The 21,132-nt window shown below is 68.9% G+C and carries 14 protein-coding genes and 1 pseudogene; 5 read left to right on the top strand and 10 right to left on the bottom strand.

Features of this window, described 5'->3' with window-relative positions:
* Positions 1-78: 78 nt before the first annotated feature.
* From ACZ45T_RS13275 to ACZ45T_RS13255, 5 genes are all read right to left on the bottom strand, one after another.
* Entirely contained in the window at positions 79-5,406 is a 5,328-nt protein-coding gene (locus ACZ45T_RS13275) for a tetratricopeptide repeat protein (RefSeq protein WP_468440548.1), read from the bottom strand.
* A gap of 131 nt (positions 5,407-5,537) precedes the next feature.
* A complete protein-coding gene (locus ACZ45T_RS13270) occupies positions 5,538-6,974 on the bottom strand; it encodes an esterase/lipase family protein (protein ID WP_468440546.1) in 1,437 nt (478 codons plus the stop codon).
* Between the two features lie 145 nt (positions 6,975-7,119).
* On the bottom strand, positions 7,120-7,767 hold the full coding sequence (locus ACZ45T_RS13265; RefSeq protein ID WP_468440544.1) for a helix-turn-helix domain-containing protein: 648 nt from the start codon (positions 7,765-7,767) through the stop codon (positions 7,120-7,122).
* 60 nt (positions 7,768-7,827) lie between these two features.
* Entirely contained in the window at positions 7,828-8,655 is an 828-nt protein-coding gene (locus ACZ45T_RS13260) for an SDR family oxidoreductase (RefSeq protein ID WP_468440542.1), read from the bottom strand.
* Positions 8,656-8,675: 20 nt separating this feature from the next.
* Positions 8,676-9,488: a class I SAM-dependent methyltransferase gene (locus ACZ45T_RS13255; RefSeq protein WP_468440540.1), complete on the bottom strand. Its 813-nt coding sequence runs from the start codon at positions 9,486-9,488 to the stop codon at positions 8,676-8,678.
* Between the two features lie 62 nt (positions 9,489-9,550).
* Between ACZ45T_RS13255 and ACZ45T_RS13250 the strand changes: the two are divergent.
* The 3 genes and pseudogenes from ACZ45T_RS13250 to ACZ45T_RS13240 form a co-directional block, all read left to right on the top strand.
* Positions 9,551-9,825: pseudogene (locus ACZ45T_RS13250) on the top strand (winged helix-turn-helix transcriptional regulator); the annotation flags it as partial.
* Between the two features lie 81 nt (positions 9,826-9,906).
* Positions 9,907-13,197 carry a thioesterase domain-containing protein gene (locus ACZ45T_RS13245; protein ID WP_468440538.1) on the top strand — a complete coding sequence of 1,097 codons (3,291 nt, stop codon included), beginning with the start codon at positions 9,907-9,909 and terminating at the stop codon, positions 13,195-13,197.
* A gap of 35 nt (positions 13,198-13,232) precedes the next feature.
* Positions 13,233-13,580 carry a hypothetical protein gene (locus ACZ45T_RS13240; protein WP_468440536.1) on the top strand — a complete coding sequence of 116 codons (348 nt, stop codon included), beginning with the start codon at positions 13,233-13,235 and terminating at the stop codon, positions 13,578-13,580.
* Between the two features lie 137 nt (positions 13,581-13,717).
* Here ACZ45T_RS13240 and ACZ45T_RS13235 read toward each other — a convergent pair whose 3' ends face one another.
* Positions 13,718-14,839, bottom strand: a complete 1,122-nt coding sequence (locus ACZ45T_RS13235) for a DnaB-like helicase N-terminal domain-containing protein (RefSeq protein ID WP_468440534.1) — start codon at positions 14,837-14,839, stop codon at positions 13,718-13,720.
* Positions 14,839-16,071, bottom strand: a complete 1,233-nt coding sequence (locus tag ACZ45T_RS13230) for a DNA cytosine methyltransferase (RefSeq protein ID WP_468440671.1) — start codon at positions 16,069-16,071, stop codon at positions 14,839-14,841. Before ACZ45T_RS13230 ends, ACZ45T_RS13235 begins: the two co-directional genes overlap by 1 nt.
* A gap of 506 nt (positions 16,072-16,577) precedes the next feature.
* Between ACZ45T_RS13230 and ACZ45T_RS13225 the strand changes: the two genes are divergently transcribed.
* Together ACZ45T_RS13225 and ACZ45T_RS13220 are read left to right on the top strand one after the other, a co-directional pair.
* Positions 16,578-17,066, top strand: a complete 489-nt coding sequence (locus ACZ45T_RS13225) for a GNAT family N-acetyltransferase (protein ID WP_468440669.1) — start codon at positions 16,578-16,580, stop codon at positions 17,064-17,066.
* 116 nt (positions 17,067-17,182) lie between these two features.
* Positions 17,183-17,695, top strand: a complete 513-nt coding sequence (locus ACZ45T_RS13220) for a GNAT family N-acetyltransferase (protein ID WP_468440532.1) — start codon at positions 17,183-17,185, stop codon at positions 17,693-17,695.
* A gap of 18 nt (positions 17,696-17,713) precedes the next feature.
* Here ACZ45T_RS13220 and ACZ45T_RS13215 read toward each other — a convergent pair whose 3' ends face one another.
* The 3 genes from ACZ45T_RS13215 to ACZ45T_RS13205 all read right to left on the bottom strand — a co-directional run bounded on the left by ACZ45T_RS13215 (position 17,714) and on the right by ACZ45T_RS13205 (position 20,972).
* The gene (locus ACZ45T_RS13215) at positions 17,714-17,920 is read right to left on the bottom strand and encodes a hypothetical protein (protein ID WP_468440530.1); all 207 of its coding nucleotides are present in this window, start codon (positions 17,918-17,920) and stop codon (positions 17,714-17,716) included.
* 282 nt (positions 17,921-18,202) lie between these two features.
* Positions 18,203-19,129: an alpha/beta fold hydrolase gene (locus ACZ45T_RS13210; protein ID WP_468440528.1), complete on the bottom strand. Its 927-nt coding sequence runs from the start codon at positions 19,127-19,129 to the stop codon at positions 18,203-18,205.
* A 52-nt stretch (positions 19,130-19,181) separates the two neighbouring features.
* Positions 19,182-20,972, bottom strand: coding sequence for a type IV secretory system conjugative DNA transfer family protein (locus tag ACZ45T_RS13205; protein WP_468440667.1), 1,791 nt, complete (start codon positions 20,970-20,972; stop codon positions 19,182-19,184).
* Positions 20,973-21,132 lie beyond the last annotated feature (160 nt).

The following is a 21,132-nucleotide window of genomic DNA, read 5'->3' as shown; positions in this document are numbered from 1 at the left end:
GCGCCTGCTTCCCCGCCACTCTCATCGCAGCGGCGCTCGGCATCTGGATCCGCGCTTGATCGACCGGACAGCTCCCTTCTAGGGAGTCTCGTCGGGATGGATGAGGCCGGCCAGTTCTTCGAGGGCGGCCAGCTCGGGCATCTGTCGGGCGAGGCCGCTCAGCTGGATCGCGTAGGCGTGGCGCTGAAGCTCGGTTCCGCGGTCGACGATGACGCGTGCCAGCCGCTGGGCACGCTCGGCTTCCCCGTCGGCGCAGGCGGTCACGGTAGTGAACAGCGCCCCGGCAACGCCGGTAACCATGTCGGGGTGGGCGTCCAGGACTTCACGCAGCAGTGGTAGGTCGGCATGCTCGATGGCTTTGAAGGCGAGCTCCCTCGCCTTGTCCCGATTGGTGACAGCCTCGAAGGCCTCGTCGTCCGAGAGTCGGTTGGTGAGACCGAGCAGAGCCAGGTGCATACGGGCGAAGGGTTGGTCCACCCCGGCGAGAAGAGCCTCTGTCTCGGGTGTGTTCAGATCGCTCCTGTGCCTGCTCAGGAATTCCCTGGACTCCTCCCATGTCGGCGTGTTGACCCACCTCTCCAGGAGTTGACGCCTGTCGTGGTCGCGCCGGCTCTTGTCCAGGACGGCATCGAGACCGTGAGCATCTGCCTCGATCAGGACAGTGGCGAGATCAACGGTGGCATGGCTGTCCGGGAAGATCTCCGTGGCCAGGCCCAGCTGATGGCGGACCTCGGGCAGAAGTAGCTGATCGGCGTGTGCGCGGAGGATTGTCTCGCGGGTCGGCCAATCGGGGCTCAGGGACCATCGGTTGAGAAGCTCAAGAACGGTGTCCTGTAGGGGCTCGGTAGCCCAGTCAGGGAGTCGAGGGTCCTCGAGGCCGAGGCTCATCACCGTGCTACGGATTTGGCGGCGGGCTTGTCGCAGAGCATGCGGCTTCCCAGTGCTCGCCTGCAATGCCGCCAGGACAAGCTGTTCAAGGGCTGAGCCGGCGCCTGAGTGCGTGAACAGGTGGATCGCATAGTGAGCGCGCAGTTCAGCTTGAGCAAGAGGAGCGGCTTCCACGGCCGTGATCGCTTCCTCCCAGAACGCGGCCGAAACGCTCGCATCGCTCTGCTGGTTGGACAGGTTACTGAGGGTCTTGGCGAGCCTGTCGAGGTAGGCGGTGGGGCTGATCTGCGCGAGCCGGCGGTAGTGCTCGACGGCCTCGGTGACGGATGCCATGGCTGCCTCGCCGTCCCCGCTGTCGTTCTGCCGAACGGTCAGGTTGTTGAGAGCGGCGGCGAGGTCGGGCATGTAGGTGAGGGGGTGAGCCTGGGCGAGCTGCCGGTAGTGCACGACCGCCTCGGTGACGGATGCCAGGGCAGCCTCGTGGTCTCCCATCTTGTCCTGAAGATTGGAGAGGTTGTTGAGGGACATGGCGAGCCTGTCGAGGTAGGTGGCGGGGCTGCTCCGGGCGAGCTGACGGCTGATTTCCGCGGCCTCCGTGATGGACACCAGGGCTGCCTCGTCCTCGCCGGTGTCGCTCTGCACACTGGCCAGGATGTTGAGGGACATGGCGAGCCTGTCGAGGTAGGTGGCCGGGTGGGCGTGGGCGAGCTGTCGGTGGTACTTGACGGCTTCGGTGATGGCTTCCAGGGCACCCCTGAGGTCGCCGGCCTCGCTTCTGCTGTTGGCAAGGTTGTTGAGGGAGCCCGCGAGGTTGGAGAGGTGGGTGGCGGGGTGGGCGTGGGCGAGCTGGCGATAGTGGTCGACGGCTTCGGTGATGGACGCCAGGGCAGCCTCGAAGTCCCCGGTGTTGCTCTGCTGAACGGCGAGGTTGTTGAGGGACATCGCGAGGTCGGAGAGGTGGGTGGCGGGGTGAGCGTGGGCGAGCTGTCGGTAGTAGCCGACGGCTTCCGTCACGGTTGCCACGGCAGCCCCGTGGTCGCGAGTCTCGCTCTGACGGTTCGAGAGGTTGATGAGAGAGGTGGCGAGGTCGGGGAGGTGGGTGGCGGGGTGGGCGTGGGCGAGCTGTCGGTGGTACTTGACGGCTTCGGTGATGGACGCCAGGGCAGCCCCGATGTCTCTGATATCGCTCTGCTGACTGGCCAGGTTGTTCAGGGACCCCGCGAGCCCGGGCAAGTAGGCGGCGGGGCTGGTCTCTGCCAGCTGGCGGTAGTAGCCGACGGCTTCGGTGATGGACGCCAGGGCCTCCCCGTGGTTTCCGCTCTGGTTCTGCTGGTTGGACAGATTGTTGAGGATGGCGGCGAGGTCGGGGAGATGGGCGGCGGGGCTGGTCCGTGCCAGCTGTCGGCTGATCTCGACGGCTTCGGTGACGGATATCAGGGCTGCCTCGTGGTTTCCGTTCCTACTCTGCTGAGAGGAGAGGCTGTTGAGCGAGGTGGCGAGGTTGGGGAGGTAGGCGGCCGGGCTGATCCGGGCGAGTCGGCGGCGGATCTCGACGGCTTCCGCGATGGGTGTCAGCGCCATCTCCGGGTGTCCCATGTCGGATTGGCGTTCGGCGAGGTTGCCGAGGTAGGTGGCGAGGTTGTTGAGGTACGTGGTGCGGTTCGTCTGGGCGAGCACGCGCCCGATTGCTACGGCCTCCGTGATGGATACCAGGGCTGCCTGGTGGTTTCCGACGCTGCTCTGCTCGTTGGAGAGGTTGTTGAGGGAGGAGGCAAGGACTGCTTGGTGGGCGGTGGGACTGGCCTGGGCGAGCTGACGGCTGATTTCGACGGCTTCCGCGATGGATGCCAGGGCTGCCTCGTGGTCTCCGACGTTGCTCTGCTGCGAGGAGAGGTTGATGAGAGTGTTGGCGAGATCGGGGAGGTAGGTCGCGGGACTGGTTCGGGCGAGCTGTCGGCGGATCTCAAGAGCCTCCTCAACGGAGGCGCGGGCACCCTCGCCGTCTCCGGTTTCGCGCTGCTGGAGCGAGAGGTTGTTCAGGGTGGCGGCGAGGAGCGGCCGGTGGGCGGTGGGGTTGGCACGGGCGAGGTCACGGCTGATTTTGACGGCTTCGGTGATGGATGTCAGGGCTGCCTGGTGGTCCCTGGTGTCGTTCTGGCGGCTGGAGAGGTTGTTGAAGGCGCCGGCAAGGTCGGGGAAGTAGGTCGGATCACTCTGTGCGAGTCGGCCGTAGTGATAAACGGCGGCTGCCATGGATGCTAGGGCTGCCTCGTGGTCCCCGACGTTGCTCTGCTGCGTGGAGAGGTTGTCGAGGGAGGTGGCGAGATCGGGGAGGTGGGTGGCGGGGTTGGTCTGGGCGAGCCGGAGGCGGATTTCGACGGCTTCCGTCATGGGGGCCAGGGCTGCCACGTAGTCGCCGGCCTCGCTCTGGCGGTTCGAGAGGTCGTTGAGGGTGGTGGCGAGATCGGGGAGGTAGTTCGGGTTGCTCTGGGCGAGCCGGCGGCTGATTTCGACTGCTTCGGTAATGGGTCCCAGGGCTGCTGCGAAGTCCCCGGCATTCGAATGACGAAGGCTGATGCGTCGGAGCAGCTCGGCGCGCTCGGGCGACACGAAGCCTTCGGTAGCAGGCAGTGCTGCGAGGCGCAGGTTGTCGGCGTGCAGAGCGAGTCGGGGCACACCAATGGATGTGAAGGGGATGGCATGCGACAGGTCTTCGAGCCAGGCCGGCGCGGGAACGATGTCAATGAGGTGATCGAGCGCACTCAACGCGGCTCCGCCTTGTTCGGCCGCGACCTGCAGGACGACCCGCCAACGGTTCGAACCCTTGCCGACCCAGTCGGAGACCATGGCCGTGACACTCCCGGTATCGGCCGCTGCTGCGCGGTTCAGCTGGCGCAGGGCGGTCAAGAGATGGTCCGAGTCCAGGCCGTCCAGAATGCCGCCGAGCAGGTCCGGGTCGTCCCGCAGCGTACGCAGGATCAGGTAGTCGGCGACAGGGTCGGGACGTAGGACGACTGCCTCGCCGGGGCCTGATTGCAGGCAGGCCGTCAGCGCGGTGCAGATGGACTCCCGCCACCTGGGCTCATCCGCAAGTTCCTCCACGGCGCGCAGTGCTGCCAGTGCTTCGGCGCGTGTCGTGGGCGCCCGCAGAGTCAGGGAGACGACAGCGCGATCGAGGACCGCCCGGGGAGCGGGTTCGTTGTTGGTGGCCTCCCTGTACGTCTGGGCCCAGTAGTCGCGCTCGTGGGTGAGGACTTCCTCGTACAGATCGTCTCGGTTGGTGGGGTGGCGATGAGGGCTCCGGGCGGCGAGCAAGGCCAGCAGGACGTAGTCCAACGTGGTCCACACGGCCGGCCGTGCGTTCTCGGCCGCCTCGCTGTCGATGGGGTCCGGATCGTGGTGGAAGGCTTCCACTGCGCCGCGGAAGACCGCGGCCCCCTCCGGGTGCTCGGAGGGCAGTTCAAGGCTGCGTTCGCGGCAGAGGTGGCCATCGCGTTCCCACAGCTTGCGCAGCCTGCTGAGCCACTGGCTGCTGGTGGAGCGTGCGGTCATCATGACGACGGCAGGTGCGGCGCTGCGCTCGCTGCGGCGCTTGAGGATGGCCAGGAGATCTCGGGCATCACCGGTGCGGGCATCCGCGTAGTCGAGGACGACCAGCGTCGGGGACACGACCGTACCGAGCCAGTCGCGTCCGGAGGAGCCCTCACGAAGGTAGCCGGTGTACCAGCCGTCGCGGACAGCGAGACGGTGAGCGAGTTCGAGGGCAAGACGTGTCTTGCCTGCCCCGCCCACCCCATGGATGACAGCGACTCCGGTGTGGGGTCCGGTGGCGATGTCACGGCACCAGTCAGTCAGGACTGTCAGTTCATCGCGGGCCTGGAAGCGCACGATCGCGTACTCGGCGCGCAGCATCTGCAACGGTCGATGGACCTGTGGATCCCACTGGAGATAGGGAGTTCGCAGAGGGTCGCCCTCCGGGTGATCAGAGGGCGTATGCACGTCCTGCCGGCGCCAGGTGCGGCCGATGTCGACAGCCAGTCGCCATGTCCAGGAGGCGGCGTAGTCAGCGCCGGTTCGGGCGGCTTCATCGAACGAGACGCCGGCCCCGAGGATCGGTGACGTGGGCAGGGCGCGGGCGATGCCGACGGGGTCCAAGAGCAGCAGCGGGCGTGACGGTCCGTCGAGGTCGGACTGAATGAGGTCTTCCCAGCCGTCGGGGCGGGTGATCCACACATCCGAGTCCGGCAACGGTCGGCCGTTCGGATCCGGACTGTCGATCCATACTCCGAGCAGGGCGTGGGCGGCGCGGCCGGCATCGGGTGGGTCGAGGATGAGAATGAGTGGGTGCAGGCCTGCGTGCAGGAACCCGCCGGACAGAACCAGCGCCAGGTCCAGGCACGTAGCGTGCTTGGGACACCAGAGGACCTCACCGGGTTCACGGATGACTTGCCGGCCTTGATCATCCGATGGTGCTTCGTGGGAATAGGTGATGCCCAATCCGGCCAAAGCGTCGTACACGGCATGGGCTTGGGCAACCCGACTCTCGGCGGGTGGTCCGGGCAAATGCACCAGAGCGGCGACCCCGTCAGGCAGGACGTACTTCGCCAGTGCGGCCGGCTCGCCCTCCAGTGACCAACGGGGCCACGACCTCATGGCTCCACCACGGCCAAGGCGTCTGAAACCGACAAGTCCCCGATGCCGGGCACCGCCCGGGCGCTGACCTTCACGTCGTACAGCCCGGGCTCCTGGCCAGGCAGTTGGGTAGTGAACCCGTCGCCGTCGTGATCCCAGTCCAGGCGTACTTCGGCAACTGTTTTCGGTGAAGCCCCCGCCCGCCGCAATGTCGCCCAGACGACGAGCGAGGCGACGTCAGCGCGTTCCGCCTCGGGCAGGGTGTTCCCGCACACGCGCACCTGCAGCGGGATGGATGCCCCTTGCTCGTGCATCTCCTCCAGGTCCAGACCCAGGGCGGCCTCCCGTTCCTCGCCCCGCGCCGGTGCGAGCGTCTGCCTCATCTCGTAGGTCTGCACCAGTTCGGGGACCCACGCCGCTGAAACCAGTGGTCCGTGCCGGTCGCGCGCACGCCAGCCGGACGCGTCGTGGCCGCTCATCTCCAACGGCACCGCCGATATCGCCGGCACGGTTCCATCTCCTTCGTCTTCTGCCCAGTCAGCCAGGTCCAGCCAGGAAGGCAGACTCTTGCCGATGACCAACTCGCGTCCGTCCCACACCGCCGAACCTGCGGTGCCGTGGCTCCATCCCAGCCTGGGCACTACCTGCGGCTCCGCCCCGGTCCGTGGCATTCTCGTCCAGGCGTCTTCGATCTCGCGGTGCATCGCGAAGCCCGTAGCTGCCGACGCGCCCAACCCTTTCAGCGGAAGCTCGTGGGGGTAGCGGGCCTTGCCCGCAGGTGCGTCCCAAATCGCCTTGTAGCGAGGGAGCAGCTCCGCGACCGACGGCCACTGCTGCAACAGGTCGCTCGCACCGCTGAGTCGGAACCCGGCCACCCGAACGCCGTTGGCCAGGAGCTGCAGGGCCTTGGGAGCTCCACGGTGAGGTGTCCCCAGAGTCACCAGAGCTCGACAGAGCGGCCACCCCTCGAGCGGACCCAGCCAGTACCGGGCGACCAACCCACCCATGGAGTGAGCCAGCACCACCACGCGACCCAACTGGTCGGAGGTACTGAGGTCCCCCAATCGTTCGTGGACGTCGGCGGCCAGCAGACTCGCTGCATGAGCGACTCCACGGCGGAAGTCGTACGGGAACAGCACCACGTTCGCTGCAGGGTTGCGGCAATTCGGATTCCCCTCGTCCAAGATCACATCCGGTAGGGCTTCGAGGTTCCGCTGCAGACGCTCGTAGCCCTGGATGACCGTCCACCCCGGCAGCAATCGCTTCGAATGAACGAGCCCCGTTGCTTCCAGCGGTTCGTCCAGTGCCAGCCGATCCGGCCGCCTCAGCAAGCCGGAGATGTCACCGAACCCCGCATCCCAGAGCACGCTCGCAGGCTTCCCGCCCGCCTCCGACCGCTCCAGAACACTGCCACCGATGCCCGGCAGCACGTACACCAAATGCCTGCGCGACATGGCTGTGCACCTCGTGTCTCAGCCCCTGTCGGCCCGACCGCAAGGGCTATCGCAAGAGAACTGGGTCATACCTTCAGCATGTGCACCGTCAGCCGATCTCGCGACACGGGAGTACGGCAGGCAGGGACCGGCAGGCATGAGGTGCTCAGGTGACCAGCCCGGCGCCGGCGGGAAAGAACGCGGGATCACCGGCCCGAGCTCGTCGGCGCAGACCACGGTGGCGCCGTGGGGCGGGTCGTATAGAGGCCGATGATCCGCGTTCTTTTCTCTCGAAATCACGGTCCTTCGACCTAACCCATGAACGGGTATGGCGCCACCGGACACCCTCAGCCAGCAAACTCCGACGGACCTGTGACCTTCCGACCCCGATCCCGGCCTGCCGGGCGGCCTCGGCCAGTGCGTCGAGCGTCCAATCCGGTGCCCCTGCCTCGTCGTCCGCGGACAGTTCGCCGTCCGCACCCCTGGCCAGACGGCCCGATGGCGTCTGTCTGACCAGCGCTACGATCTTGGAGCGTTCCACCTCGGTGATCCGGCGGGGACGGCCGCTGACCGGCCGGTCCTCCAGCCCCTCAAGCCCGAGCGTGTTGAAGCGGTGGAGCCGCCACCGCACCGTCTTGGCATGACAGCCGAGCTCCGCCGCGATCGCTGCCACCCGCAGACCGTCCCAGCTCAGAGCGGTGATCCGTGCCCTCATCACCAGATCGGCCGGTGCCTTCCGGGCGCCCGCCAGCCTGGCGATCACCCTCTCCTCCTCCGGCCCCGAAACAACCCTGGCACGCAGCAGTGCCGACACAACCCACCACCTGCCACCACCCAACAGCGGCTATATACGCCTAACTTGAGGAAGCAAGCACTAGGTCACTGAGGTGAGGAATTGGTGGGCGCCGCGCAGCGTGGTTCGCAGTGTGCGCTGTGTCGCGCGGCTGTCGAGGCGGACGTCGAGGGCACCGGGGAGTGCGCTGTCGGCCCGCAGACCTGTGGGCAGTTGGGAGTCGTCGAGTCCGTCGCGCCTGGCGATGAGGACGCCGAGTTCGTGACGGCTCAGGGCATCGTTGCCACCGAGGTGGTGGATTCCGGTTGCTTCTCCCGACGCGAGTTCCATGAGAGCTGCGGCCAAGTCGGTCACATGTACTGGGCACCGGACGTCGTCTGTGAACAGGACGCCGGCGCGGTTGCCGGCGGCAAAGTCGTGAACGGCACGCTCGTGTTCGGACTGCCCGTCGCCGATGATCAGGGAGGTTCGGGCCACCACGGCGTCTGGATGCACGAGCAGAACTGTCTCCGCCGCGGCCTTCGCGGCCCCGTACGGGGTGATGGGATCGGGCAGACAGGATTCGTCGTAGGCGACGCAGGTCTTGCCGGAGAACACGGCGTCGCTGGAGACGTGGATCAGACGGCTCCCGGACTTTGCCGCAGCCAGCGCCAGGCGGACGGGCCCCTCGGCCGTGACCGCCCACTCCGCCTTACCGCTCGATGCGTTGATGACGACACGAGGCCTGGCCTCGGCCAGGACCGCTTTCACTCTCCCGGGATCACGTAGGTCGAGGGCGTGCCACGCGACCGCCCGAGCGGTTCCGGGCCTGGTCGCGTAGGTCGCAGTCGTCGTGTGCCCAGCCGCTACCGACTGTCGAACCAGCTCGGCGCCCAAGAACCCGGAACCACCCACGATCAAGACGGTCATGAGGAGACAGCGTAGACCGGTCAGGATCGGGTGACGGCAAGAATGTGGGCAGAGGCATCGGTGAGCGCACTGTGCGGTTCCGCGAGGCGTGCCGCGGCGAGGGCTGCGTCGTACATCGCCGTGCCTAAGAGGTTGGTGTCGGCGTACTTCTCGATGGCCTTGACCGCCACCCACCCAGGTCCTTCGATGCCGTACATCGTCGGGTCGGCGAGGCCGGCCTCGCTGACTTCTTCGCGGAGCTCGGCCGAGGTCTGGAAGTAGGCGACGGTGAAGCCACGCTGCCCGGCGTAGCGGCCCTGGTCGAGGGTGTTGCGCACTCCGTCCTGGATGGCGGGCTCGGTAATGCCGGTGGTGGCGATGTAGTCGAGGAGAGGCGAGTAGCGGGAGATCGCGGCTGCGGCGACGAGACCTCCCGGCCGGACCACACGGGCCGCTTCGGTCAGTGCGGAGAGCCGGTCGGCCTTGTCGTGGAGGTGGTAGAGGGGACCCAGGAGCAGCACGACGTCGTACGTGTCAGCTGCTGCAGTGAGGCGGCGAGCGTCGCCCAGCTCGGCTGTCACTCCGTCGAGGACGCCAGCCTGACTGACGTGCTTGGGCACGGGGTCCACGACGTGCACGGTGTATCCGTCTGCGGCGAGCCATCGCGCGTGGGTTCCGGGGCCGCCGCCGACATCGAGGACGCGGGCCGGAGCAGGCGGAAGGTAGCGGCGTAGTAACTCGCGCGTGCGTGCAAGTTCCAGGGTGCCCGTGGCCGTGGTGTGAAGCCGCGCGGCCTCGTCGGAGCGGGTATAGAAGTCGATGATCTCTGGGCGTACGGCGGGGTTGCTCGTCATCGGGCACTCCTCGTCCTGAGGGAGCTGTTGGTGTCCGGCAGGTTAGGGGATCGTCGAACTGCGGGCCGCGCTGGTTCAGGGACTCCAGCGGGCGGTGCACGGCATCTCCCAGCGGATGCTCACACTCACCGTCCGCCGGCTCGAACGTGACGGCCTTGTCCTGCGCACCGTCTATCCCACGGTCCCGGCACAGGTGGACTACCGGCTGACCGGGACCGGCGCCGGCCTGACGCACCTGGTCAAGGCCCTCGCGGACTGGTCCCTCGCGCACCGAGGGGCCATCGCGGACGCCCGGGAGCAGTACGACCGGGCCCACCCCGACCACGACATCAAGTGAGGCCGCCGGGCGGGCTCCATCACCCGGACCGATCGGCGCGTCACTCAACGTGACGGACACGCCGCTGTCGATAATGCCGTCATGCCGCTCATCACCGAGGGATTTCGGGACAAGCTGGTTACGGCGGGCCGCCGGTGCAGCATGGGGCTCTGGGCGCTGGCGGTCGCGGGATTCCTGGTGATGACCGAGATCTCCCGGCTGCTGGCCGAACTGACCGTGGCCGACAAGCCCTCGTACCCGGCCGGTGCGCTCTCCGGGTGGCCCGGCTTCACGCCCTGGTCGGACGAGAAGCGCCTCGACGCAGTCACCGTGTGGACGCAAGCCGGCGCACCGATGCCCGCGGGGGACGGCCGGCGAGAGCTGTACCTGTCCTGGCTCAGAACGTATCTCGCGCTGGACATCGCCGTCTTCACCCCCGCGTACCTCCTCCTCATCCACCTGGTGATCCGCAAGATCTGGCAGAGCCTCGGGGCCGACCGGCCGATTCCCCGGGCATTTCTCGACGGGTTCGTGATCGCCGCCCTGGTGTTCGACTGGGCGGAGACGGGCCTCACGTTCTTCCTGGTGGGCGATCTCTCCGGGGACCCGTCGGCAGCCCTGGCCCATGGGGTGGCGTGGCTGTCGGCGCTCAAGTGGGGTGCACTCGCGCTCACCGCGCTGTTCGGGGTCCTGGGTCTTGCGCGGATGCTCGCCGGCCCCCTGATCGACTGGCTGGGCAGGTGGCGGGAGGGGACCCTGTCAGCGGGTCGCGTCTGGACGCGCCACCGCAACCAACTGGGCGTCCTCCTCGTTCTGACCCTGCTCGTCGTCGTCCCGGGCGACGGCCCGCTGGAGCAGCTGCCCGACATCGAAAGGGCCTGGGCAGGGCACACGAGGGGGCAGCTGGTCGGCGACTTGATGCCACCCTTCGTCGCGCTGATCGGATTCTGCCTGGCGCTGTGGGTCGTGGGGCGCTGGGCCCTGCTCGACGGGGCGCCGACGACCCGGGACAGCAGGCCGTGGCTGACATGGACACTGTGCGGGGTCGGAGCGGCCCTGCTCGTGGGGGCCCTCGTCCTCCACCTGACCGACCACGCCACGCCCGGGGTGTACGCGATTCCGGCGCTCATGCTGGTGCTCGCCGTCTGGAGTCTCCCGCTTCCGGAGGGAGGAGCGGGGACGGCGGGCGAGGCCACCGGGATTCCGGACTCCGAAACCCGGCCAAGGGTGCGCAGCATGGGCCGCGTGCTGGCCGTACTCCCGCTCGTCATCGCCGGCCTGGCGCTCGTGCATGCCTTTGCCCGGCCGTACCTGCTCGGTCCCGAGATCGCGGAGCGCGCAGGTGAGGTGTACCAGATCGGGGTCTACGGGTACGTGCAGCTCTTGTTCTGGATCGGAGTGGGCACTGCGGCATTGACCGGTCCGGTGGTCAACGAACTGGTCCGGATGGGCGAGGACCGGTGGCTCGAGCCCGCCGCTCCGGGCCCGGCGGCGGAGACGGGTCCGGAGGCGGGTTCTGCGACGGTTCCGGAGGCGGAGGCCCTTCCAGGGGCGGTTCCGAAGGCGGCAACATGGCTGCCGGCGATCCTCGGCGCCGTGCTGTTGGCCGCGGCGATCGTCTTGGGAGTCCTCCTGACCGTCTGGCCGGGCGTGTGGGGGCCGCGACTGCGCAGCCTCGGTGTCCTCGTCGTCCTGCTGACGACCGTGACGCTCATCGCGGGCTGGCTGGCACGGCGCTCCGAGTTCCACCTGCCGCTGCCGGCACTGCGCTACCTGCGCTTCCGGCTCACTCCGGTCTGGCTGCTGGTCATCGCTGCGCTGGTGCTGGAGGCCCAGCTGGACACCGCCGGCGGCTACCACGAGGTGCGGCTCAAGCCGCGGTCGGCATCGGGCGCCGCCCCGGCCGCGCCGGCCCAACCCTTCGACGCGAAGGCTTCCTTCGGCGCCTGGCGGGCGGCGGTGCAGGCCTGCATGGATGCCGACAAGACGCTCAAGCCCGCAACGGCCGTGCCGATGGTCTTCGTCGCCGCGCCGGGCGGCGGAATCCGCGCGGCGTACTGGACCGGGGCCGCCATGGACGAGATGACCGGGCGTCCGTGCGCCCGGGAGATGCTCTTCGGCGCCAGCGGTGTGTCCGGCGGCTCTCTGGGCCTGGTCGGCCACGGGCTGGGACCGCGGGAAGGCAAGCCCGCTGCGAGCGCCGGCCGGGACTTCGCCGCCCGCCTCTCCGGAGAGGACACGCTCGCCTCCGACCTGGCCGCCATGTTCTACCGCGACCTGCCGCGCGCCCTGCACGGGATCAACAGTCTGGGAGACCTGCGGCCGGGCGACCGCGCCACCGTGTTCGAACGCTCGTGGGAGAACCTGGACGAGCGCCTCCAGGACGACTTCTTCACGAGTTCCCTCCAGTCCCGCCCCGATGCCGGCCCGCGCCCGGTGCTGCTGCTGAACGGCACCGACGTGAACTCCGGCTGCCGAGTCGTTGTGTCGTCCGTCTGGTCGACGGGCGGTCCCGGCGGAGCGGCCCTGCCGATGCTGAACTGCCGGCGCATGGAAGTGACGACGCCACCGGTGAGCACCGGCGGCGGCGAGTCCGCCACGGCCGGGTTCGCGGCCGGCGCCATCGACGCGGCCGCCTACACCGACCACCGCGACTGCCGGAAGGACGGGCTCGACCAGGGGCTCCGCCTGTCCACGGCGGTGCACCTGTCGGCCCGCTTCCCCTACATCTCGCCCTCCGGACGCATGCACCGCTGCGTCACGGACGGCAATCCGCAGAAGCTGGCCGACCTCGACGGCGGAACCCTCGAGTCGAGCGGCCTGGCCCTCCTGCTCGAGCTGTGGGAGGCGGTCGAACCACACGTCGCCGCCCACAACCGGGCCGTCGCCGCCGGGGACGGGGCAGGCGCAGGAGCCGACGGCCGCTACGTCCTCCCGCTCCTCGTCGTCCTCGACAACCACTACCAGTCCAAGGCCGCGGCGCCCGACGCCGAACGTCAGCAGGAGGTCGTCGCCCCGCTGATCGCCAGCAGATCCCCCAAGGCCGCGCTGAGCGTGTCCACGCTGGGGCAGTTGGGGCTGTACCGGTTCACCGGCGCGCTGCCGGGCATCGCCGCCGCCGCGTCGGCGATCCGGGTCGACGGCGTCGCGTGCCCGCAGGTGCGCAGCTTCTTCGCGGCCCCGTCCGCCCGCCCCGGCATCGCCGCGCCCCTGGGGTGGGTCCTCTCCGACATGAGCAAGCGGGACCTGAGGGTGCAGCTGAGGGAACTCGTCCGGGCACCCGACCAGTGCCGGGAACCGGCACGGCCGGACGAGCCGCCGCGGCAGACGCCTTCGACCTTCAGCACCTTCCTGAAGGTGCTCCGGGGACCGGTCACCCTCGGCACGGGGTGAGGAGAAATTCCTCCGGGAACTTTCCGGGAACACTGATGAGTTCGGTGCACGGCTCCGGTCTTACCTGTGTAAGGCCCGCCATGGGCGTGGACGTGGACGGTGAGTCTGCCGGCGGCGATGTCGTCGTGGATTCGCTGGGCTTCGGCGCTGACCTCGCGGACTTCCTCCCGGGTCAGCCAGCGCATGGGGTAGTCGCCGTAAGTCCATTCGGTGTCGATCTCCTCCTGGAGGGCCGGCTCGATATGCGGGACGTAGCCGTGGTGAGCCAGGTCCTCGGCGGCTTGCTCGGCGTAGAACGGCTCGTCGTGGTCGATGCGGGCAAGCACCATGGCGTTCTCGCCGACGTCGCGGAATCCGTGGTCGAGAAGGACAACGCGCGCTGAAGCGGCTGCGGGACCGCTGAGGGTGGCGGTGACTGCGGAGGAGTGGTCGGGATGGAGGGCGAGGTGGATGTGGGCATCGGGGTGCTCTCGGGTTGTGGGGTCCGGCCAGTGGTGGCTGGCCGGACCCTGTGGGGTGGTCAGCGGGAGGCGCGCGCAGTGGCGGGGGCGGTGCTGGGCGTTCGGGGGCCGGCGCGGGTGGTCGCCGGGGCGCGTGGCCGCGGCGGAGTGGCTGGTGTGGGGCTGGTGGTGCGGTGCCAGCGGACCCGGACTGCGGTGAGTTCGGCCAGGGCGCGACGGGTGCCGGTGATCAGCTGGTGGGGCGTGTTCGTCCGGTCGTCCGCGTAGGCCTGGATGCGCAGGCCGGTGGTGTGCGCGCTGTGGAGCAGCGAGCGGCGAAGGACCTGTTCGCCCCAGTGGTGCGCTGATCCGGCCGGGGTGGCGAGCATCTCCAGCACGTCGCGAGCGTTGATCGCTTCGGTGAGGATCCCCTGGTGCTGGGCTTCCCAGAGCACGGTCACCTGGTCGACCGGGGCGCCGCGGTGGGCCAGCGAGGTCAGACACCGGAAGAGCTGTCCATGCAGAGGCACGGCGAAGTCCTCCGCCTGGAGCCACCGCATCGTAGGCAGGGAGTCGGGACGCGCGGTGGCGGTCGACAGCAGGATCTGTTCCTCGCTGGTCGTCTCCTCGCCGGTGTCCCGGCTCGGTGACCGTGGGGAAGGGGTGCGGGGCAGGGAGCCCGGGTGGGGGGAAAACCGGCTGCCCAGGTCGTCGATCAAGGCGGTGAGGGCGTCGGCGCGAGCCAGGGCGACGGCGGCCGGATCCGGCAGCGTGGGATCGCACGCTGCCTGGATGAGGAGTTCGGCGTGGACGCGGACGGAGCGGCGGGCGTGGTCGGCCCGGATCATCCCCGCGTACTCGGCCGCGTGCTCGGGCATGCCGGCGCACGCGATCAAGGTGTGGAGGTAGCTCGGGGTCAGAGCCGGTGTTGTGGGACCGGCGTGACTGAGGATGGATGCCAGCCACACCGGCTCCCTGACGTGGAGGGCCGGGTCGGGTGGGGTGAGGGCGACTACGGCCGCGAACACTGCACCGTGCAGGGGGCGCGAGAAGTGTTCGGGCCCCAGAGGGCCGATGGCTTCGCGCCGGTGCGGCTCGAGGAGCAGGGCGCCGAGGAGGGCCTGCTCGGCGTAGTGGATCGGTGGGTCCGGCGGGGTGTCGTACGGGTCGAAGTCCGGCTCTCGGGCGGGGTGGTTGGGCATCAGGCTGCCAGGGTGAAGTCGTCGCGGTTGAGGGTCTTGCCCAGGTGTGGGGCGAGCAGGTGCGCGGCCAAGAGCGGCGGGACGGCGTTGCCGATCTGAGAAAACTGGGCGCCCTTGGTGCCGGCCCAGGGGTAGTCGGCGGGGAAGGTCTGCAAGGCGCCGGCTTCGGCGGCGGTGATCCGGATCGGCTCAGGGGCTGGCCCCTTCGGGCCGCTGCTGTCGGCCACGGGAGCGGCGACCCACACGCACTCGTTGGCCCTGTGCCCGAAGAACAGCGTCCCCGCCCGCTCGTCCAACTTCCTTGTGGTGGCGTTCGCCTGGTTGTTGCTGCGCAGCGACCAGGCCCAGCCCGTACCCCGGACCGCGCCGGCGGCGGCGCCGGTCCGACGCGTGGTCCGGAGGGCAGCACGCTGAGGGGAGGGCGCCTTCCAGCTACCGCGGTCGCGGGCGTCGGTGAGCGTCTTGCGGGCCCCGGATGGGAAGGGCTCGGGGCCGCCCCCCGGACCACCGCCGGCGCAGACGGTCGGGACGGGACGGTCGGTGGCACCCCAGCCGAGGGCCTCGGCCATGGACACCCACCGCTCGCGGCCCGGCCCGAACAGGCTCTCCGGCTCCGCGGTCTGGGCGTGGGTCGGCTGCGGCGGTTCGGCGGTTCGTGTGCGGGAGGCGAGCAGGATCGCCCGCCGCCGGGTCTGAGGCACGCCGTAGTCAGCGCAGTTGAGGACCCCCGTCCAGACGGAGAACCCCCAGCCCCTGAGGATCACGGCGTACTGGCGCCACAGAGGCAGGACGTCCGGGACCTCCTCCATGACGATCCACTCCGGCTCACCGACAGCGTGGAGCGCGTAGAGGTAGCGCATCGGCTCGGCCGCGAGCAACGACCGGACGTCCTTGCATGCGGTGAGCAGCTTCGCCCTCGTGTCGCGGCCGACGGCGAGGTCCGCGACCGCCTGGTGCACGAGCGGTTGGTCCACCAGGCCGAGCCGCTTGCCTGCCATCGACCATGCCTGACACGGCGGACTAGCAATCACGCCGGCGGTACGGCCGACCAGCGGCCAGGTCGGGTACATCGCCACGTCGGTGCGAATGGTCAGCTGCCCGGCCGCGGCCCGGGTGCGGCAGGCCCACGCGTCCCACTCCAGGCCGACGTCCCGGATGCCGAGGACCGACAGGGCGTGACTCCAGCCCCCAGGGCCGGCGAAGAGGTCCAGCACGAGCCTGCCCGTCAACAGGCCAGCCCGAAGTCGTTCTGCTCCGGCTCAACCTCCCCGCCGCGGCAGGCCCACGGCGAGCATCCGTTGACTACGCCGTGCTCCAACTCGTCTACCTCGGCGGTGCGTTCCGTGCGGGTGGCGTGGTCGATCGGCGCCAGATCGAGGGGGACGCGGGAGCGGTGGAGAAATGCCTGGCCAAGCAGGCGGTTACCCGACGCGTTGGCCCGTGCATTTCCCCTCCGAATGGCCGCGTCGAAGGCAACCACGTCGTCCCACTCGTCGGGAGAGGTGTCCCTGATATTCCGCCACTGCGAATTTCCGTGAAACGGGCAAGTTATTGAGAATCGAGACAGGGCTGTGACCTTCCTGGTGGGCTGTCAGGGATGCGTGATACGCGTCCTCTAGCAGCCGAGGGGGCGTATGTCATTGGGGCTGGGGTCGTGGCCGGCCAGGAGCGCGGGATGAGAAATGGCGTTGCGTCCCATGTGACCGGCATGGATGCTGGCTGGCCGGAGGCGGTGAAGATGATCAACGTTGTGTTGAAGCTGTCGGCGCGCGATTTGGTGCATGCCGACCTGGCGTCGTGCGGGTGGTCAGGGTCTGAACACCACTTGATCAGCGTCGCGGAGCAGTTGGAGCGTGCCCGGCTCGGAGAGGTCGACTACCTTGCGGTTTGCCCTGCAACCGACATTCCCGTGGCGAAAGGTGGGGTCGACTACCGAGTCAAGGAGGGTGTCGGCACTCTGTGGCAGCTTGCGGTCCATCCCGCTTTGCAGTCGTGCGGGATCGGCACGTTCCTTGTCGACGCTGCGGAGCAACGCATCAGGAGCCGTGGTCTGCGTCAGGCCGAGCTCGGCGTGGAGGAGAACAACCCCCGGGCTCGGGCGCTGTACGAACGACTGGGCTATGTCGCATTCGACCGTCAGCCGGACTCGTGGGACGAGCTAGCCCCAGATGGGTCGTTGCGCCGCTACGAAACGATGTGCACCTTGATGCGCAAGGACCTCTCCTAGTTCGGCCACCTCCGGTGACGAGTGGCCGTGTTCAGTGCACTCCTCCCGCTGCCGCCCGAGCCGCGGCTCCTGGATATTCGATTGCACGTGGGTACCGAAGAGCCAAGAGTCACCACATGCATGATGCGAATTTGTCGGACGGCGTCGTCACCCTGTCCGCGCTGCACGTGGACGACACTGACGCGCACCTGGCGGGCGAGGACGAACTGCTGGTGCGCTGGCTGAACGGGGGACCGGGAACCCGGGCCGGCACAGAGGCGTACTTCCGCCTGTGCATGGAGCAGTGGGCTACCGGTGGGCCGTTGCGTGCCTTCGGAGTGCGCGTCGGTGCCCAGTCCACTCTGGCCGGCACGGTCGACCTTCGATTTGAGATGCCGGGCCTCGCCCCCGGGCAGGTCAACGTTGCCTACGGGCTCTACCCGGCCTGGCGCGGCCAGGGCCTGGCCACACGCGCGGTCAACCTGGTCTGCCAGTACGCCACAGCCGAAGGAGCGACTCAGGCAGTGATCCAGGTGGACCCGGAGAACCTTGGGTCGGCGGCGGTCGCGCAACGTTCGGGCTTCACCTACGCCAAGCAAGTTCCGGACGCGGACGGAATCCGATTCGACTGGTACATCCGCGACGTCTGAGCCGTTCGTCAAGGAGTGTCATTCCGTGGGTTTCTCCTTCTCAGGCGTGATGGTGGCCAGGAGCTGGGTGAGGGGGATGAAGGCGTCGGTGGTTCCGAGCTCTCGAGGGGTTGGCCCGACCGGGGTAGGGATATCTGCGAGATGCTGGGTGAGAGCGGTGATCGCTTCTCGGTCGCCTTCGAGTGCTTCGCGTTCGTCTTCGGTGAGGTCGACTTGTTCGAGCATCTTGTTGATGCCGTCCTTGACGGCGAGGAGCTGGCCCTTGGTGGACTCTTTGGGGACGTAGACGGGGCAGCGGGCAGGCCATGCGGTGGGGGCATTTGGCGAAGAAGTCGTAGCTGCAGTAGCCGTCGCCGAGGTCGTAGTACTTCCAGGGCCGGCTAGCGGCCGGAGGTGAGGTGGGCGGTGGTCCGGGCAACTTTCGCCACGGGTGTGACGAGTGGGGCCTCGGGTGGGCGGCCCGGCGGTTCAAGGACTGGGGTCGGCGGGGGCGTGATCGCCGGGCGGTCACATGACCCCGGGGTTGCGGGGCGGGTCCGGCAGGGTGGCGGCGATGTGCTCGGTGACGAGGAGCGGGTGACGCAGGGGCAGGGCATGGGTCGCTTCCGGCAAAACCTGGAGCTCCGCCTCGGGCAGGCGCTGTGCGAGGCGGCGGGTCTGGTCTGAGGGGATGTGGGCGTCCCGGTCGCCGGCCAGGATCCGGACGCGCTGTCCCAGCGCCCGCAGGGGGTCGAGGTCGTGGTGCTGTTCGGTGAGGTCGTGCCACAGGGCGGCGATATCGGCTGTCGGCAGGGTGTGAAGCCCATGTCGGCAGGGGAGAGGCTGGGCCGGCAATTTCACGGGTGCCGGCGGGCAAAGTGCCCAGCGGCTGGTGGCGGGAAGTAGTCGCCGGAGCGCGTCCAGTAGCCGGGGGGTCCTGGCGCATGCATGCGCCAGGAGGTTGCGGCTGCGGGTGAGAAGGGCGTGTCCGGCGCCGGTTCCGGTACGGGTGCTCAGCCCGGCGTGTGGCGGGGAGATCAGGACGAGGCGTGTGATTCGTGGTGCGAGGTGGGGGTGGCGGGCAGTCAGCCGCATGAGTGTCATGGCTCCCATGGAGTGCCCGGCCAGCGCAATGGGCCCGTGTGGTGCGGCGGCGTCGAGAAGGTGTGCGAGATCGTCGGCGAGCTGGTTCAGGGTCAGCGGGGCGCTGCCGCGGGTGGAGTGGCCGTGACCGCGCTGGTCGTAGCGCACGACACGCAGGTTCTGCCGGGCCAGCAGGGGCACATGGCGCCGCCAGAGCGCTGAGGTGACGGAGAGACCGTGGACGAGGACCACGGTTGCGGATCCGTCGTCCGGACCGTCGATGTGCGCGGACACTCTGGCGCCGTCCGGGAGCGCCACGGCCAACGGCCGGGAGGTTGCACTGGTGTAGGCGTGGGTGACAGGGAAAGTCATCGGTCTCCGAGACAAGGGTGTGGCGCGCGACCAGGCGGCCAAAGCTGAACGGTTAGGCGGCGGTACCGAATTCGGACTGATGCGGCGCATGCTTGGCCACCGCTCGGGCGGTGATCGACCTTGACGCGGCTGCAGAGGCCGCGGACAGCTCTTCGGCTCCGGGCTCCATGTACCAGGGCCTCAGGTCGAGCATCGCGGCTCGCATGCCGGTGGCGAAGCAGAGCGCGGTGCCCTTGGGGAGGGCGCGGATCGCGTCGGCGGGCAGGATCCGTTCCTGTCGCATGCTGATGCTGGTCGACTTACCGGAGTCGGAGACGGAGGTGGACTTCGTCTCGACGTCGTGGTCGCCGATCAGCCGGGACAGCTTGTCGGCGAAGTCGGGGTCATCGATGCCGGAACCGATCACCTTCACGGTGCTCGCGCTCCACATGGCGTCCATGCCCGCGTCCCCCCACACTTTCTGGCCCTGGCGGTAGGACTGCAGGATGGTGACCGGGATGATCCCGCGGGAGCCGAGGTGGGAGTACAGGTCGGGGAGGTCGCTGATCTTGCACACGTTGGCGGCCTCGTCGAGGATCGCCAGCATCGGCGGGTCCAGGCGTCCGCCGGCGCGCTCGGCCTGGGCGGTTGCCGCCCGCATGACCGAGTCCGCGCACGCCGCGATCAGCGCGCTCGCGCCGCCGCCGCCGTCCTTCGAGAGCAAGAACAGGGTGTCGGTGCCGGTGACGAAGTCCGACGGCTCGAATTCGGCGATGCCCTTCTGCGGGGTGACCCAGGCCGCGATCTCGCTGTTCAGTAGGGCGGAGGCATACTGTCTCGCGGTCTCGTAGATCCCGTCTCTGGTCTCAGGCGGGCCCTCCACGGTGCCCTTGAGCTGGGAGGCGACCGCGGTGAAGCGGTGGTCGCGCAGGATGTCCAGCGGGGTGCGGTCTGCGGGGAAGGCGAGCCACTGCATGACGTCGGTGATCGGGCGTTCGTCGAGGGCGGCGGCGAGGAAGAGCTGCGACAGGATGTTGCTGCCGGCCTTGGACCAGAAGTCGCCCTGCTGGCTCGCGTCCACGGAGGCGGCGAGGAAGTGTCCGGCCAGACGGCCTGCGCCCTCAAGGGACTTGGCGCTGGCGAGCGGGTTCCACCACATGGTCCGCTCGGTGTGGGCGATCTGCTGCGGGTCCATGGTCCAGACCCGGCCGACGTGGCCGCGGGCGTCGTACGTGGTGGTGAACGCGTCGCCGGCTGCCTTGTTCGACGTGAGCAGGACGGGGCCGGGGGCGGCCAGGATCGCGGGGATCGCCAGGCATGTGGTCTTGCCGGAGCGCGGCGCCATGATCGCCACGGCGACGTCCTCGTAGCCCATGCGGACTTCATGCCTGCTGCCCTGGAGGTTGCCGAGGAGGATGCCGGTGTCCTTTGCGGCGATGTCCTTCGCGTCCTTCAGGCTGGGGCGCAGCGAGCGGGCCTTGGCGGTGATCGCCTTGGCGAGAAGCGGCTCGATGTCGGAACGTTTCGCCATCCCGGCGACGCGCTTCCGCTTCCCGCCGCCCGTGTTGTGGCGCCTCCACCAGACGAAGCCGGTCAGGACGAGCGCGAGGAGAAGCACCGACGGCAGGATCCGGGTGGCGATCAAGAGCGCCGTCTCCCCGCTGTCCGGCCATAGGCGGTCGGGGTGGAGGAGGGCGTTGGCCGGCTGATAGGGGACCCAGGCTCCGGTGCCGGTGACCTGGGCGAGCGTGTTCCCGCCGAGCCAGGCCAGCGTGGACAGGGGGACGATGACGGCCATGGCGCCGAGGAGCGCCTTGAAGGCTATGTCGTAGCCGTCACTGCTGGAGTTGGAGGAGTTCGACAAGAGGGCGGTTCCAAGGGGGAGGGCTAGGTCAGCGGGAGCGGTGCGGCCGGGGCTGTACGGCAGGTCCGGGTGGGGCTGTACGGCAGGTCCGGGTGGGAGCGCTGGGCGGCACGGTCCGGGAGACCGGGAGACCAGGGCGTCGATACGTCGCTCCAGGGCG

It is taken from the genome of Streptomyces sp. NPDC030995, assembly GCF_055571215.1.
This window is presented reverse-complemented; position numbering and strand designations above follow the sequence as displayed.